This window comes from Treponema sp. OMZ 305, from assembly GCF_024181325.1.
Lineage (GTDB): Bacteria > Spirochaetota > Spirochaetia > Treponematales > Treponemataceae > Treponema.
This window is the reverse complement of record NZ_CP051300.1, coordinates 1,518,077-1,533,872: the sequence shown is the minus strand read 5'-3', so window position 1 is coordinate 1,533,872 and position 15,796 is coordinate 1,518,077. Positions and strand designations below refer to the sequence as shown.

Sequence of the window (15,796 nt, the reverse complement as noted above, 5' to 3'; positions counted from 1 at the left end):
TGGTTTGTACTACGTCTAAGCTCTGTCTACTCCGCATCCCCTCCGTCGAGGTCAAGCTCTCCGTTGAAGGTTGTTTCCGAAGCGGGCGGCGCGATGTCTTCTTCATCCTCGCGTGCAACCACATCCAACCCGATGAGCTGGTCGGGGCTTTCGATATCGAGGATTTTAACACCCTGCGCGGCGCGTCCCATCACATTAATAGAGGAAACCTGCACGCGGATGGTTTTTCCCTGTCCGGTGATGCAGACAATTTCGTCATCGTCAGCGACGGCAAGCAGCCCGACCACTTCGCCGGTTTTTTCGGTAATGGTGTACACCTTTTGCCCGCCGGTACCGCGCCCATGCGGAGAAAACTCGGAAAAGTCAACCCGCTTGCCGTAGCCGTTCTCGCTCATCACGAGGAGCTTGCCGCCGTTAATCCGAAGCGCGCCGGTCAGCTCATCCCCGCCGGACAGCCGAATACCGATTACCCCATGCGAAGCGCGTCCTTGATCCCGTATTTCGGTTTCGGAAACGCGGAGCGCCTGTCCGTGCCGGGTTACCAGCATCAGCTCATCTTTACCGGTGGTAAGGATTGCACTCACGAGCTTATCCCCTTCATCAAGCTTAATGGCGATAATACCGCGCGTTTTGGCATTTTGGAAGCTGTCGGTCTGCACTTTCTTCACAATGCCGCCCGCCGTCGCCATCAAGAGGTATGTGTCGCTACTAAACTCTTTTAAGGACACAATCGTGGTAATTTCCTCGTCGGAAGATACGGCAAGGAGCGACTTGATATGCGAACCGCGGCTTGTACGGCTCGCTTCGGGGATTTCGTGTACCTTAACCCAATACGCCTTCCCCTCATTGGTGATAAACATAATATAGTCGTGTGTAGAAGCGGTGAAAATCTGGTCGATAAAGTCGTCTTCAACCAAGGCAGCCGAGTTGGAACCCTTGCCGCCGCGGTTCTGCCGCTTGTAGGCGGTAACCGGTACCCGCTTGATGTAGCCGAGGTTGGAAACCAGCACTACCATCTGCTCTTTTTTGATGAGGTCTTCGATGTTAATCTCTTCCACCTCATCGCTGACAATATCGGTACGGCGGTCGTCGCCGAATTTCTCTGCAAGCTCATCGGTTTCCTGCTTAATGAGCGCAAGAATCTTTTCAGGATACGCCAAGAGGTCTTTCAAATGTTCAATCAGCAGTTCAAGCTCCTGCAATTCCTTGCGGAGGTCTTCAATTTCGAGGCTGGTGAGGCGCTTGAGCTGCATATCAACGATTGCCTGCGCCTGTATGTCATCAAACGAGAACCGCTCCATCAGCGCGTTCTTGGCGCTTGCCGTATCGCGGGAGCCGCGGATAATCTTAATCACCTCATCGATATTGTCGATGGCGACGATGAGGGCGCGTAAAATATGGGCACGTTCTTCAGCTTTTTTCAAGTCGAAGCGGACGCGGCGGGTAACAACCTCCTGCCGGTGCGCAACAAAGTAGCCGACCAACTGCTTAAGCGTCAGCGTTTGCGGCCGCCCATCCACCAATGCAAGGTTGATAACGCCGAAGGAGGACTGCAGCGCTGTCTTGGAAAAGAGCTGGTTCAGCACCACCTTTGCGATTGCGCCCCGCTTCAGCTCGATAACCAGCCGTAAGCCGGCGCGGTCTGAGGTTTCATCGTTGACTGCCGCAATCCCTTCTATCACTTTTTCACGGGCAAGTTCACCGATCTTAGCAACGAGTGCCGTGGTGTTTACTTGATAGGGCACTTCGGTAAAGATAATCGTTTCCTTGCCCTTTTTATCAACCTCGATATTGAACCTGCCGCGGACTAAGATCTTCCCGCGTCCGGTTTTAAACGCCTGCCGGATGCCCTTTTTACCAAAGATAATGCCGCCGGTCGGAAAGTCCGGCCCCTTAATATACTTGGCAAGCTCATCAATGGTAATATCAGGATTGTCGATATAAGCAGACACCGCTTGAGCAATTTCGCGTAGGTTGTGCGGCGGCATATTGGTTGCCATACCGACGGCGATACCGCTTGAACCATTCGCCAACAAGAACGGAAATTTACCGGGCAGTACGGTCGGTTCCTGCGTAGAATCGTCAAAGTTCGGAATAAAATCAACGGTATCTTTTTTGATGTCTTCTACCATCGACTCGGCAAGCCGCGCCATCTTTGCTTCCGTATAACGGTAGGCTGCAGGCGGGTCGCCGCCGATGGTACCAAAGTTTCCTTGCGGATGGATTACCGGATATCGGAGTGAAAAATCCTGCCCCAAACGGACAAGCGCATCATATACGGAGGCATCGCCGTGCGGGTGGTAGCTTCCCAGCACATCACCGACAATCTTAGCGCATTTGCGCGTCGGCCCCGAATAGCGCAAACTCTTCTCTTCCATCGAGTAGAGGATTCTGCGGTGTACCGGCTTCAAGCCATCCCGCACATCGGGCAGGGCGCGGCTCACAATAACCGACATCGAATAATCTATATATGCACGTTTTACTTCAGTTTCAATCGGAATGGGGATTAACACCCCGCCTTCCGGCGTTTTTATCTCTTCCACGTTTTATGCTCCATTACACATCGAGATTTGCATAGACCGCATTTTCTTCGATAAACTTGCGGCGCGGCTCTACTTCTTCGCCCATCAGCGTGCTGAAAATCCGGTCTGCCTCTACTGCATCGGGCAGGGTTACCCGCATCATCTTACGGCGGGCGGGATCCATCGTTGTCTCCCAGAGCTGGGTGCCGTCCATTTCACCCAAACCCTTGTATCGCTGTACCGCAGGACTGACGTTACGTCCGATTTCATTCAAAATGCTGTCCCGCTCGCTGTCGTCATAGACGTACCATTCTTTTTTATTGTAGGAAATTTTATAGAGCGGCGGCATCGCGAGATACACATAGCCGTGCTCGATCAATTCCGGCATATAGCGGAAAAAGAAGGTAAGTAAGAGCGTGCGGATATGGGAACCGTCAACGTCGGCATCCGCCATAATGATAATCTTGTGGTAGCGGATTTTATCAAGGTTAAAGTCCTCGCCGATGCCGGTACCGAGCGTTGCGATAATCGGCTGGAGTTTCTCATTGCTCATCACCTTGTCGAGCCGGGTCTTTTCTACGTTCAGCATCTTTCCCCACAGCGGTAAAATCGCCTGCGTCTTGCTGTCGCGCCCCTTCTTTGCGGAACCGCCTGCAGAATCACCTTCTACAATGTAGACTTCGCATTTTTCAGGGTCTTTGGAAGAACAGTCAGCGAGTTTTCCCGGTAGTCCGAAGCTGTCAAGTCCGCTTTTCCGGCGGGTCGCTTCCTTCGCCTTGCGTGCTGCGATACGAGCAGTTGCTTCACCGACTGCTTTTTCGAGGATTTTATCGATTTCGGTCGGGTTTTGCTCAAAAAAGAGGGTGAGCTTTTCGTTGATAAAGGTGTCAACAATGCTGCGTACGTCGCTGTTGCCGAGCTTGGTCTTCGTCTGTCCTTCAAACTGAGGCTCAGGGACTTTGACCGACAGTACCGCCGTTAAACCGGCACGCACGTCTTCGCCCATCAGCTTTTCTTCTTTTTCCATCTTTTTAGAAAGCTTGGCGTTCTTTTTCAAGAATTCGTTCATCACGCGGGTGAGCGCCGTTTTAAAACCTTCGAGGTGGGTGCCGCCCTCGCGCGTGTTAATATCGTTGACAAAAGAAAGGATGTTTTCTTTATAGCCGTCGTTGTACTGCATTGCAAGTTCAACAATGACATCGTTTTTTTCACCGTCAAAATAGATCGGTTCCTTAGGCAGTACCTGTTTGCTTTCGTTCAGGTAGCGTACAAAGTGAGAAATACCGCCGTCAAAGGCAAAGGTTACCTCTTTTGGAGTCGAAAGCCGCTCGTCGCGCAGCGTAATGCTGATAGTGTTGTTCAAAAAGGCGAGTTCTCGCAACCGGACTGCCAGTACGTCAAAATTATAGGTTGTTGTTTCGGTAAAAATAGTCGGATCGGCAGTCCAGCGGATAGTAGTGCCGCGCTTTTGCGTCTCTCCGCGTTTGGTAACAGGACCGAGCGGCTCACCGAGCGCAAATTTCTGCACATATTCAAAGCCGTCCCTGTATACAATCGCTTCCATACCGGTAGAAAGTGCGTTTACAACAGAAACACCGACACCGTGCAAACCGCCGGAAACCTTGTACGAACCCTTGTCGAATTTACCGCCTGCATGGAGCCGCGTCAAAACCAACTCCAGCGCGCTCACGCCCTCTTCGGGGTGAATATCGACGGGAATACCGCGCCCGTTATCTTCTACCCTGACGGTATCGTTTTTTTCCAATACGACTAAAATGGTATCGCAATAGCCCGCCATCGCTTCGTCGATACAGTTGTCGACAACTTCGTAGACCAGATGATGCAGCCCATCGGGGCCGGTAGAGCCGATATACATTCCGGGGCGCTTGCGGACGGCGTCCAGCCCCTTTAAAACCGTAATATTTTCCGCTGAATATGAAGGCGTTGTCATGCACTATCCTTAGAGAATAAAAATGAAGGGAACCGATAAAAGAATGATTTTTAGCGGTATCCTGTGAATTATTGGTTATCCTATAAAAATGATTTTAACGGTAGAAGCTCCCGTTCTTTATGAAAATCGGGCTATTGTACTATAATCAATCGAAAAAGTAAAGGCTGAAACTAACGTACGGGTATTTCAAATTGACAGTGTGTCCTCATACGTATTATAGTAGGCAAAGAATGATGAAAAAAGAACTATCTTTTAAGCCATTTTCATATTTGAAGCATAAAAATAAAGGGAATTACGTGCAGAAGTCTTGTTTTTTTAAAATAGTCGGACACAGCTGCCTTATCGCTGTGGTTGTTTTTATCAGCGGTTGTGTGTCGCGTCCGCCTGAGTATGATATGCAAGCCTTCGGTGCCGTTGGAATGGACGCCGATGTGTATATAGTTGCTCCGGTTTCAGGGAACGAGCCGCTTTTAAAGGCGCTGTTTACCGCCTTTGTTCCGGAGAAAACCGCTGCGCAGTATTTAAACCGGACATTGGTACTGTATATCGGAGCAGACTACGGGGCGTCGCCGTCGGCAACCGTTGTTTCGAGCGGTTCTTATCCTGTTAGTTTAGGAGATTTGCTGTTTCCTAAAAAAGACGGTTGGGAAAAACGCCGCGCGGTAGCGCTGAACAATCATACTTATTATTCTTCCGAGGTTGCGGATATAGTGGTGCAGGAAAAAACAGCTTTTATGTGCTTAGGTGATAATCAACGGAATTCGGCGGCGTTTTTGCAGCGGATAGCCGAGCCGCACTTGCCGGTGTTCCCGCCTCGGTTCCAAGCTCTGAGCGAAACGGGCGGAGTAGGTGAAATCGGTTTATATGCTCGATCAGGCAACCTCATCGCAGCCGCTTTGCTGGATTTAGAAGATATCGAATTACCGATACGGTCGATAGAACTCTATCTGAAAAAAAACGCGGATTCGATCTATCGCTGCTCCGCCGTATTTGAAACGACTGATGTTCGTACAGCGCTTGTAGTCCGGTTGCTTCTGAGCCATGGCATGAATGGAGATTTTTCCGTTCAAGGCTCTTCTGTTTTTGTAGAAAATGCCGATATTACAGAAACAGAGTTCATTAAAATGCTGGAATCTATGTTTTTTAAAAGCTTATAGCGTTGACGAAAATCTCTTTAAATATTTTTCGTAGTTATGGGGTGCGTATGCCTACGTATGACTATATGTGCGATTCTTGCGGAACGGCTTTTGAGGTGCAGCATAAAATAGCTGATACTCCCGTTATAGTTTGCCCTCAATGTGGAGCATCCGCTCATCAAGTATTCTCCGCAGGATTTGGATTAAATTTTACCGGTAAAGGGTTTTATCAAACCGATACACAAAAAACAGCTGCGTCTGCAAATGCGAAGAAAGTTGATGGACAAGAAGGAACTTTGCAAAAAAAGGATAAACCGGCCAAGTCGTGCGGCTGTAGCTGTTCGGGCGCCTGTTCGTGTTCAAGCTAAATATATGAATAAACAACCTAAGTTTTTTTGTGAAAATTGTAATGCAGAAGTTCGTCGTGATGCGGTGATCTGTCCGTATTGCGGTCGTTTTTTTGCCTCCGTGCGGTGTCCTTCGTGTGGATTTACCGGAACACATAAAGAGTTTAAAGATGGATGTCCTTCATGCGGCTATGCATTCACTCCTGATGTACAAGAGGATAAAAAGAATAATACAAAAAAAATAAAAAAAAAGAAATTTCATATTCTGCGGTATATCAAACCTAAAAACGATATTCGCACTGATGCCGACCCTTTACCTTTATGGATATATGGGGTAGTTATTTTGCTCTGTGTAGTTCTTGCAGCACTTTTCTTCTTCCTTTAAGCGAAAAATACTTATTCCAAACAAAAAACATCGGTGGCATATCGATCTCTCAAAGATATGATAATTTTGCTTGACTGTTAGCAATTTCGGCTCTATACTTATAGATAACAAACCTGTTCGGAAACTTCCGTTTCTGAACAGGGTACCTTGAAATGCGATGTTCTTGCATCGTGCTATTTGTGCGATGCGTGAACTCGTCGACCTATTCGAAAACGCAGTTATCGAATAGATCTAATATAAGTGGGGTAAAATGAGTACGGCTAAAGTTTTTAGTTCCATTTTACCATAATATGATTGTTTGCTGAAACTTATTGAGGAGGAGTTTTATGAGCAAAGAAACCTTAAATCCGTTAGCAAATGCACAGGCACAGGTAAAAAAAGCGTGTGATGCTTTAGGTGCAGACCCCGCGGTCTATGAATTATTGAAAGAACCGCAGCGGATGATTGAAATTTCCATTCCGGTAAAGATGGATAACGGTTCTATCAAGGTATTTAAAGGATATAGAGCTGCACATAATGATGCGGTCGGTCCTTACAAGGGCGGTATTCGCTTCCATCAGAATGTCAATGTCGACGAAGTAAAAGCTCTTTCGATTTGGATGAGTATTAAATGCCAAGTAACCGGTATTCCCTATGGCGGTGGAAAGGGTGGTATCACGGTCGATCCTTCCGAACTGTCTCAGCGTGAGCTTGAGCAACTTTCACGCGGCTGGGTACGCGGTTTGTATAAGTACTTGGGTGAAAAAGTAGACGTACCTGCTCCGGACGTTAATACCAACGGCCAGATTATGGCATGGATGCAGGACGAGTACAATAAGCTTACCGGCGAGCAGACAATCGGTGTATTTACCGGTAAGCCGCTCACCTACGGCGGTTCCAAGGGAAGAAACGAAGCAACCGGTTTCGGTGTTGCAGTTGTTATGCGTGAAGCATGCAAAGCAATCGGTATGGATTTAAAGAAAGCGACCGTTGCCGTTCAAGGTTTCGGAAACGTCGGACGGTTCACCGTTAAAAATATCATCAAGCTGGGCGGAAAAGTCGTTGCAGTTGCAGAATTCGATAAGAAAGAAGGTACATACGCAACCTACAAAGAAAGCGGCTTTACCTTTGAAGAATTGAACGATGCAAAAACAAAAGACGGCAGCTTACTCCATGTTCCCGGTGCAAAGAGAATTTCTCTCGATGACTTCTGGGCATTGAACGTCGATGTTATCAGCCCCTGTGCAATGGAAAACGCGATTAAAGAGCACGAAGCTAATCTGATTAAAGCGAAATTAATTTGCGAAGGCGCAAACGGCCCCATCACGTTGGAAGCTGACGAAATCCTTTACAAGAAAGGTATCCTCGTTACTCCCGATATTCTGACCAATGCCGGTGGCGTTACCGTTTCTTACTTTGAATGGGTACAGAACCTCTACGGCTACTATTGGACTGAAAAAGAAGTTGAAGAGAAAGAAGAGCGTGCGATGATCGATGCGTTCAACCCAATTTGGGCATTGAAGCAAGAAAAGAACGTTTCTTTCCGCCAAGCAACTTACATGAAATCTATCAAGAGAATTGATGAAGCGATGAAGGTAAGAGGCTGGTATTAATCCCGAACTTCATATTTGCCTGAAAATATATGAGAACGGGGCTGTCCAAAATCTGAAAGCCTATCGGCTTTTTCTGTAAGGAAATGAATTATCATATCCGCTAAAGCGGATTGCGTAACAGTTTTTGGACAGTTTCCTTAGATTTAGATTCGATGTTGTGATGCAAAATGTACGTCCTTGTACATTTTTCATCGGCGAGTTTTTGCTGTGCAAAAACGTCGCTGCTGCCGGGAACCACCGCCATCCGTGGCGGGTCTGACAGTCATTACTGTATAAAGACTTAATTTTAAACTCGCAGGGATGTCGAAAAAGTAACCAACTTTTGAGACATCCCCGTTTCTATATGGGTAGATAACAGGTTTTAATTTACAAGGCGCATTGGGTGTCGTAAATGATCATCCGATGTGCCTTTTTTATTTTTACAGGAGCAATCTCTGAAAACTCAATGAGATTTGCCTCGTATCATTCGGACTGAATATCCCCATATAGAAAAAAATGCTGTTTTTTTCTATAATAATAAAAAGTAACTTTTTATGGGAGGCTCAACTATGAAAGCAGCCGTATTGGACGGATTTACGCTTAATCCGGGAGATTTGTCGTGGCGAGTTTTACAGGACATTGCAGATATTACGATATATGACAAAACCGCACCCGATGAGGTGTACGAACGGGTAAAAGACTGCGAGGCGGTTTTATCAAATAAAATTGTGTTTTCAAAAGAATTGATTGAGCGCTTACCCAAGCTGCGCTATATCGGCGTACTGGCGACCGGCTATAACGTTATCGATATAGAGGCGGCTCATGCGGCGGGCATCACCGTAACGAATATCCCCAGCTACAGCACCGACAGCGTTGCCCAGCTGGTATTTGCATTCATCTTGCAGTTTTATTGGCACGTAAAAGAACACAGCGATGAGGTACACAGCGGTAAGTGGAGCCGCAGCGCACATTTCTGCTATACCTCGTTCCCGACATTTGAACTGACGGGAAAAACGCTTGGTATTATCGGTTTTGGACACATCGGGCAAAAGGTTGCGGAAATTGCACTTGTGATGGGTATGCGGGTGCTTTATGTCAACCGCTCGCCTAAAACGGTACCGCAGCTCGCGGCGGCGAAGCAGGTGGAGCTTGACACTCTCCTTGCCGAAGCCGACATTATCAGCTTGAATGCGCCGCTTAACAGTGCAAGCGAAAAAATGATCGATACCGCAGCGCTTGCAAAAGTAAAGCAGGGTGTGTTTATTATCAATACCGGACGGGGGCCGCTTATCGATGATGAAGCGGTTGCCGCAGCATTAAAAAAAGGTTCCATCGGCGGCTATGCGGCCGATGTGCTTAGTGCCGAGCCGCCGCCTGCAAACCATCCGCTGTTCGGCTGTCCAAACTGCGTTATAACACCGCATATTGCATGGCAAACCCGCGAAGCGCGGACGCGGCTATTGAACCTCGCCGCGGATAATTTAAAAAGCTTTCTTTCCGGTAAACCGCAGAATGTAGTGTAGAATAATTCATAATTATGAATTATGAATTCTGAATTCTGCCATCGCTGGCATCACTAAAAAATATACAGGGGCAAACACATCAGATAAGCCAGTCAAATACCGCAGAATATATAAGCTGGACGACCATTTGAGCCGCAACGCGGCGAAACTCTGGTCGGAGTGCTTATATATTCTGCGGGGGTGTACTACAAAATGTCTGATACGCTTGCCCGAAAGGAGTCTCGATGAAGCAATTAAAAAACGGGCAGCTTGTTGCAATAGGCGCAGCGGTTGTACTCGTTATCTTGGCATTTTTCAGTTTTACCGTTGTTTCGACAACGGATAACGGTGTGGTAACGCGGCTCGGTAAGTACAACCGGACGCTGCAGCCCGGGCTGCAGTTTATTATTCCGATCGTCGAACGGGTGTATCATATACCGGTTACGACCGTTCAAAAAGAAGAGTTCGGGTTCCGTACCACGATGGCGTCCGACCGGAGTCAGTACCGAAACAATATCGTAAGCGAATCTTCCATGCTAACCGGTGATTTGAACATTATCAATGTTGAGTGGACGGTGCAGTACCGCATTATCGATCCTAAGGCGTGGCTCTTCAATGTTGAAGAAGGGGAACGGATTAACACCGTCCGCGATGTGTCCACTGCGGCAATCAACAGCTTAATCGGCGACCGAGCTATTTTGGATATTATGGGATCGGAACGCGATTCCATTCAGTTCTCTGCCAAGGAGATTATGAACGAAAAGTATAAGCAGCTTGGGCTCGGCATTGCGGTTTCGTCGGTGCAGCTGCAAAACGTTATCCCGCCGGAAGATGTGCAGCAAGCCTTTGAGGACGTTAACATCGCCATCCAGGATATGAACAGGATGATTAACGAAGGCAAAGAAGCCTATAACAAGGAAATCCCTAAAGCGAAAGGAGAGGCCGACCGGATGATTCAGGAAGCGCGCGGCTATGCGGCGGAACGGGTCAACAAGGCGGAAGGAGATGTTGCCCGATTTAATGCTGTCTATGTCGAGTATAGCAAGGCGCCCGATATTACCAAGCGGCGGCTCTATCTTGAAACACTCGATAAGATATTTTCAAATACCGACAAGGTAATCTTCATCGATAAAAACGTTAAAAATTTCTTACCGTTAAAAAATCTTTCGGGAGGGGAGCAGTGAGAGCGAGTAAAATAGATCCGGTAAAGGCTAAAAAGACCGTGCGGTTTGGCGCAGTGGTGGTGTTTATTCTTATTCTTGTGTTGTCGGTAAAGCCGTTTTATGTTTTACATGAGGGGCAGACGGCCATTATCACTCAGTTCGGTGAGATTGTCAAAACCGAAACGGACGCCGGGCTTCATTTTAAAATGCCGCTTTTGCATCAGGTGCATCGATATACGGCAAAACTGTTACGCATCGACGGCGACCCTCAAAAAATCCTCACCAAAGAAAAGCAATTCATCGAGGTGAATACGACCAGCCGTTGGCGTATTTCTGATATCCGTAAGTTTTATCAGTCACTCGTAACCTACGAAGGGGCTTATTCGCGGCTTTCCGATATTATCGATTCGTCGGTACGGGATATCATCACCGTCAACAGTTTGGATGATGTTGTCCGCACTACCAACAGCATTAACGAAACCGTCCATCAAGAGCAATTCGGATTGAATACGGACGACGTGAAGCTTGAGGAGGTAACCGGTTCGGAAAAGGTGGTATATGCCGCTATCGAAAAAGGGCGCGATGTGCTGGCCGCCGAAATTTTAAAGAAGGCGAATATGCAGCTGGAAGATTTCGGCATTGAGGTTATCGATGTCATCTTTAAAGAGATAAAATATTCCGACGAATTGCAGGTTTCGGTCTATAATAGAATGATTAAGGAACGGAATCAAATTGCCCAGACCTTCCGTTCTACCGGTGAGGGAAAAAAGGCGGAGTGGCTCGGTAAGTTGGAAAACGAGAAAAAGAGCATCCTGTCAAAGGCGTATTCCGAGTCGGAGAAGATAAAGGGAACGGCAGATGCGCAGGCTACCGCAATCTATGCTGCATCGTACGGCAAGTCTCCTGAGTTTTATAGCTTTTGGAAGAGCCTTGAGGTATATCAAAACGCGCTTCCCGATACCGAAAAGATATTATCAACCGATATGGAATACTTTCAATATCTCTATAAACATTAACAGCGTGTGATGGGTAGATAAAATCAAGTACGGGAGACTTGATTCGTGCGGAAGGTTTAATACCCCGACGCTTGCGTCAGGGTTGTTGATTTTTTCTATCTTTAAGCTTATACTTTAAAAGTGGGGATTCCCACCGTGAGGAAATAGATTATGCCGACAACAGTTTTAAAATCCTATGATGCAAAAATCGACTCAAAAAAAAGGATAACATTGCGAAATGCGTTCTACGAATACTTCCATGTCGAAGAATATGATGATGGCAGAATATTACTTGAACCTCGTGAACTTACAAAACCACTTCAAGTTTCAGTGAATACTCTCAAAATGATGGATGCAAGCATGGAAAATTTCAATAAAGGACTTGTTTCCGAACCCATTGATTTTTCTGCCTATGCGGATATTAAGTAATGTTCAACATAAGAATGGGTATTCCTGAAATGAGAGAATATTGGAACGGTTTGGAAAAGAACATTAAAGCTCATGTCGCTAACAAACATGAAGTTATGTTATTCAAAAAATTAGTGAACTGTTTTAAGAAGCTGTCGTCTGACCCGAAATATCCGGGACTGTGTACACATGATATTGAGGCACTGACAAAACGATATGGAAAGAAAGTTTGGCAGTCATATTTGGAAAACAGCAAACCTGCAGCCGGTAGAATTTTTTGGGTGTATGGTCCGAATAAATCTGATATTACGATAATCGGACTTGAACCGCATCCGAATGATAAGAAAGATGCGTATCAGAAAGTAACGCTTTCAAGTATGGATAAGGGAAATGAGGGCAACGCCCTAATGCCCTAATATTTGTTGGAATTTTTACCGATACTGAAATATGCAGGGAGGACTCCGGTGAGACGTAGAGGTTCTTTTGGACGAGTAATAGTATTACTTTTATTGATTATTATATTGGTTTTCGGCGGACTTTTTTGGTTTAGCTATCTCGGCTTAATCAATGCGCGAGGAATCTTTTCGCCGGTATACTCGTTGTTCGGATTAAAGACACCTGCCGGTGTCGCTTCTCCGGCTGATGCGGATGCGGATTTGGATGCCGACCGGTATGCAAAGCGGTTGATTGCCTTGGATGTCCGTTCGCAGGAGCTTGATAAAAAAGAAGCTGATGTTACCGCCCGCGAAAAAGAAGCGGCGCAGGTATCGCAGGAACTGGACGATCGGCTTTCTATTATAGAAGAAAAAGAAAAGTCTTTTAAACAGATGATGACGGAACGAGATATGCGAGAAGCGAATATCGACCAGATTGCGCGGTATATCAACGGTATGCAGCCTGAGAAAGCGGTCGCAAACTTATTGCAAATGGATGATCAAGATATTATCGATGTACTGCGGGCGGTAGAGGCAATAGCAAAAAAAGCGAACAAAACATCTTCCGTTGCATACTGGTTCTCGTTGATGCCGGCGAATCGCGCCGCCGATATTCAGCGCAAGATGGCAAACAAACCGGCAGCGCTTCCTTAATCTCTTGAGAGATGTTATTTCCGACACTTCAGTTTGCGCTCTTTTTTTCCGTTGTCTTTTTTCTGTACTGGTATGTATTCAGGCGGAGAGAACAACGGATTGTGCTGCTTACCTGCGCAAGCTATTTTTTTTATGCCTGCTGGGATTGGCGTTTTTGCCTCTTGCTGTTTGGAGTGTCGGCGCTGTCCGGCCTTATCGGTTATCTGCTCGGAATTCAAAAAAACTATATTCCCCGTACTGTTACGATGATAATCGGTACCGTACTGCACATTCTCTTCCTCGGTTTTTTTAAATATTTTTATAATATTGTTTCCTTTTTCAACTACACATTTTTTAACGGGCAGCTCCAAACGCCGTTATTGTTGCAACTGCAAAGTTACTCACTCTTATTACCGGTCGGAATTTCGTACTATACGTTCCGTTCGATGAGTTATATCTTTGATATTTACCTTTGCAAAATGAGGCCGGTTAAATCGTTTATCGAAGTAATGCTCTATATCTCGTTTTTTCCGCAGCTGGCGTCGGGTCCCATCGTGCAGGCGGAAGCTTTTTTTACCGCCTTGCCGGACAATCTTACACAAGACGCAACGGCAGAACGTCCGATCGCCTTTGACCGCAGCGTACTGTTGATCTTGTCGGGGCTGTATAAAAAGATGGTACTGGCCACCTTTCTTTCCGTGCTTGCCGTCGATCCCGTATTTGCGAATCCTGCACAGTGCAATACCCTCGAACTGCTTGTCGCTTTGGTGTCGTACACATTTGTCATTTACTGCGACTTTTCCGGTTACAGCGATATGGCGATCGGCATCGGGCTTTTACTCGGCTTTGAAGCGCCGCAGAACTTTAACCGGCCGTATCTTTCCCAATCGGTGAGCGAGTTTTGGCGGCGCTGGCATATCAGCTTTTCGTCGTGGCTGCGCGATTATGTGTATTTTTCCTTCGGCGGCTCACGCTACGGGTTAGTCCGCACAGTGTTTGCGCTGGTCGGGACAATGCTCATCGCAGGGGTGTGGCACGGCGGCTCTCTTCCTTTTATACTGTGGGGGCTGCTTCAGGGTATTGCCTGCGCCGCAGAGCGGGTTGTCGCCGTACTCGGCAAAGAGCGCCGCGCCGCCGCTATAAACACTGCTGCGGGCAACCAAGGATCTCTCATTGCTGCAACGGCTGTATCCGATAAACCGCGCCGCGGCATGGTGCGGTTTGCCGGCCGGGATATTGATATAAAACAGCTGCTTCGGCTCGGCGGTATGTTTGTGTTTATCAATATCAGCTGGTTGATTTTCCGGTCGAGTACCGTGCGGGAAATTGCGTTGTATCTTTCTTCGCTCAAGAATATCACACAGCCGATTCGCACGGTGCATTGGTTTGTGCTGGTACCGCTTGCCGCCGCCTTCCTACTGCAAATCCCGAAAGAAGAGACGCGCCGCGTATGGTTTACACGGTATGTGCGGCTGCCGCTTGCAGTAAAGACCGCTGCCGTTGTGCTGTTTTTTGTCGCTCTCAACATTGTGTCGACCTCCGGTATCGCACCGTTTATCTACTTCGGCTTTTAAGGAGGATGTGCAAAGTATGAATGAACCCAGTCAACACGGCGAATCTGCTCAGCAAGAGTGGAACGGCCGATACTCTCCCAACCAGTGTTTTTTCTTTGCGGTGCTAGCGCTGCTTATTCTTATTCCGTTTTTAGGGCAGCGGCTTGCGCATCCGGTGCAAAACATCAAAAGAGCTTCTTTAAAAAATATTTACAGCGCGCTCACCGCTCCGATTGTTTCCGTTACCGAAGCAATTCCGGTAGCAGCCGTTATTCCCGTACTCAGGAATGCGTTTATACGGGGGGCGGGATTAGCGGAGCGCGGCGAATGGGATACGTTTTTTTACCGACAAGGGGTGTACGACAGCGAGGTTGCAGCCTTTTATGCAATAACCGGTGAACAGGGCTATATCGAAACACTACCCGGTTTTTCGGATACGCTGAATGAACGGGAAGGTATACCTGCCGAGTTGAGCAGACAGGTTTCTAAAGAAACGCTCCGCAATGTCGCACTGCCGGTTATTCATTCTGCACGGACGCCTCTGCGGATATTTTTTTTCGGGGATTCCCAAATGCGCAGTATCGCTGCCGGTATGACCCGCGCGCTCGGTTCCGATACCTCTATTGCCGTGCGGGAATTAAGCGTTCCTTCTTCCGGTTTTCTCCGTTCCGATTACTATAACTGGCCGCAAAAACTTGAAGCCGTGTTTGCCGGTCAAAAAGACGGGGAACGTTTTGATGCAGCCGTCATTTTTTTAGGGATGAATGACTATCAGGATATGTGGACAACCGGCGGCATCATGCTTACGGCGGGTACCCCTGAATGGGAAGAGGTGTACCGTAAAATGGTAAAAGTACACCTCGACACTGCGCTCGCTTCCGTTCCGCGGCTGTACTGGCTCGGCTTACCGGTCGTTCGGAGCGCTGCATATAACGAAAAGATGCAATACCTAAATGCAGTGCACGATTCCATCGCGGAAGAATACGATTCTAAAAAGCTGGTCAGAATTTCGCTCAAAAGCCTCGTCGAGCGATACGGAACGGGATACCTCGGCGCAATTAAGCCTGAAGGCAGCGCATGGATATCCCTCATGCAAAGCGACGGTATCCACTACACAATCGAGGGCGGCGAGTATTTAATGAAGCAATTCATTGACCGCCTGCACTGCGACTATGCATTCAGGTAAACGCATCAGA

At 47.4% G+C, this 15,796-nt stretch carries 14 protein-coding genes; 12 read left to right on the top strand and 2 right to left on the bottom strand.

Features of this window, described 5'->3' with window-relative positions; all coding sequences use genetic code 11:
• Positions 1–26 precede the first annotated feature (26 nt).
• Positions 27–2,543 (bottom strand): DNA topoisomerase (ATP-hydrolyzing) subunit A, encoded by a 2,517-nt coding sequence (gene gyrA / locus ABK01_RS06820; protein ID WP_253675086.1) that lies wholly within the window; start codon positions 2,541–2,543, stop codon positions 27–29.
• Positions 2,544–2,556: 13 nt separating this feature from the next.
• Positions 2,557–4,473: a DNA topoisomerase (ATP-hydrolyzing) subunit B gene (gene gyrB / locus ABK01_RS06815; protein WP_212564839.1), complete on the bottom strand. Its 1,917-nt coding sequence runs from the start codon at positions 4,471–4,473 to the stop codon at positions 2,557–2,559.
• Positions 4,474–4,769: 296 nt separating this feature from the next.
• Between gyrB and ABK01_RS06810 the strand changes: the two genes are divergently transcribed.
• From ABK01_RS06810 to ABK01_RS06755, 12 genes are all read left to right on the top strand, one after another.
• Entirely contained in the window at positions 4,770–5,630 is an 861-nt protein-coding gene (locus ABK01_RS06810; RefSeq protein WP_371922039.1) for a lipoprotein, read from the top strand.
• 47 nt (positions 5,631–5,677) lie between these two features.
• Positions 5,678–5,977 (top strand): FmdB family zinc ribbon protein, encoded by a 300-nt coding sequence (locus tag ABK01_RS06805; RefSeq protein WP_212564840.1) that lies wholly within the window; start codon positions 5,678–5,680, stop codon positions 5,975–5,977.
• Positions 5,889–6,341 carry a double zinc ribbon domain-containing protein gene (locus ABK01_RS06800; RefSeq protein ID WP_230974330.1) on the top strand — a complete coding sequence of 151 codons (453 nt, stop codon included), beginning with the start codon at positions 5,889–5,891 and terminating at the stop codon, positions 6,339–6,341. Before ABK01_RS06805 ends, ABK01_RS06800 begins: the two co-directional genes overlap by 89 nt.
• A 326-nt stretch (positions 6,342–6,667) precedes the next feature.
• Positions 6,668–7,933: a Glu/Leu/Phe/Val family dehydrogenase gene (locus tag ABK01_RS06795; protein WP_253675083.1), complete on the top strand. Its 1,266-nt coding sequence runs from the start codon at positions 6,668–6,670 to the stop codon at positions 7,931–7,933.
• 548 nt (positions 7,934–8,481) lie between these two features.
• Positions 8,482–9,435 (top strand): D-2-hydroxyacid dehydrogenase, encoded by a 954-nt coding sequence (locus ABK01_RS06790; protein WP_253675082.1) that lies wholly within the window; start codon positions 8,482–8,484, stop codon positions 9,433–9,435.
• 224 nt (positions 9,436–9,659) lie between these two features.
• Positions 9,660–10,598: an FtsH protease activity modulator HflK gene (gene hflK, locus ABK01_RS06785; protein ID WP_253675080.1), complete on the top strand. Its 939-nt coding sequence runs from the start codon at positions 9,660–9,662 to the stop codon at positions 10,596–10,598.
• A complete protein-coding gene (gene hflC, locus ABK01_RS06780; RefSeq protein ID WP_253675071.1) occupies positions 10,595–11,593 on the top strand; it encodes a protease modulator HflC in 999 nt (332 codons plus the stop codon). The genes hflK and hflC overlap by 4 nt, the downstream gene beginning before the upstream one ends.
• A gap of 150 nt (positions 11,594–11,743) precedes the next feature.
• Entirely contained in the window at positions 11,744–12,001 is a 258-nt protein-coding gene (locus ABK01_RS06775) for a hypothetical protein (RefSeq protein ID WP_212564845.1), read from the top strand.
• Entirely contained in the window at positions 12,001–12,396 is a 396-nt protein-coding gene (locus ABK01_RS06770; RefSeq protein ID WP_253675069.1) for a hypothetical protein, read from the top strand. The genes ABK01_RS06775 and ABK01_RS06770 overlap by 1 nt, the downstream gene beginning before the upstream one ends.
• 48 nt (positions 12,397–12,444) lie before the next feature.
• Positions 12,445–13,068: a periplasmic-type flagellar collar protein FlbB gene (locus ABK01_RS06765; RefSeq protein WP_212564847.1), complete on the top strand. Its 624-nt coding sequence runs from the start codon at positions 12,445–12,447 to the stop codon at positions 13,066–13,068.
• Positions 13,069–13,079: 11 nt separating this feature from the next.
• The gene (locus ABK01_RS06760; RefSeq protein WP_212564848.1) at positions 13,080–14,621 is read left to right on the top strand and encodes an MBOAT family O-acyltransferase; all 1,542 of its coding nucleotides are present in this window, start codon (positions 13,080–13,082) and stop codon (positions 14,619–14,621) included.
• Positions 14,622–14,637: 16 nt separating this feature from the next.
• Complete coding sequence (locus ABK01_RS06755) at positions 14,638–15,786, top strand: SGNH/GDSL hydrolase family protein (RefSeq protein WP_253675068.1); 1,149 nt, start codon at positions 14,638–14,640, stop codon at positions 15,784–15,786.
• The last annotated feature ends 10 nt before the right edge of the window (positions 15,787–15,796 follow it).

Excerpts from the sequence above, each read along its gene's own strand:
- gyrB (WP_212564839.1), bottom strand. The coding sequence starts at position 4,473 with ATGACAACGCCTTCATATTCAGCGGAAAATATTACGGTTTTAAAGGGG.
- ABK01_RS06805 (WP_212564840.1), top strand. The coding sequence starts at position 5,678 with ATGCCTACGTATGACTATATGTGCGATTCTTGCGGAACGGCTTTTGAG.
- ABK01_RS06800 (WP_230974330.1), top strand. The coding sequence starts at position 5,889 with ATGGACAAGAAGGAACTTTGCAAAAAAAGGATAAACCGGCCAAGTCGT.
- ABK01_RS06795 (WP_253675083.1), top strand. The coding sequence starts at position 6,668 with ATGAGCAAAGAAACCTTAAATCCGTTAGCAAATGCACAGGCACAGGTA.
- ABK01_RS06790 (WP_253675082.1), top strand. The coding sequence starts at position 8,482 with ATGAAAGCAGCCGTATTGGACGGATTTACGCTTAATCCGGGAGATTTG.
- hflK (WP_253675080.1), top strand. The coding sequence starts at position 9,660 with ATGAAGCAATTAAAAAACGGGCAGCTTGTTGCAATAGGCGCAGCGGTT.
- ABK01_RS06775 (WP_212564845.1), top strand. The coding sequence starts at position 11,744 with ATGCCGACAACAGTTTTAAAATCCTATGATGCAAAAATCGACTCAAAA.
- ABK01_RS06770 (WP_253675069.1), top strand. The coding sequence starts at position 12,001 with ATGTTCAACATAAGAATGGGTATTCCTGAAATGAGAGAATATTGGAAC.
- ABK01_RS06760 (WP_212564848.1), top strand. The coding sequence starts at position 13,080 with ATGTTATTTCCGACACTTCAGTTTGCGCTCTTTTTTTCCGTTGTCTTT.
- ABK01_RS06755 (WP_253675068.1), top strand. The coding sequence starts at position 14,638 with ATGAATGAACCCAGTCAACACGGCGAATCTGCTCAGCAAGAGTGGAAC.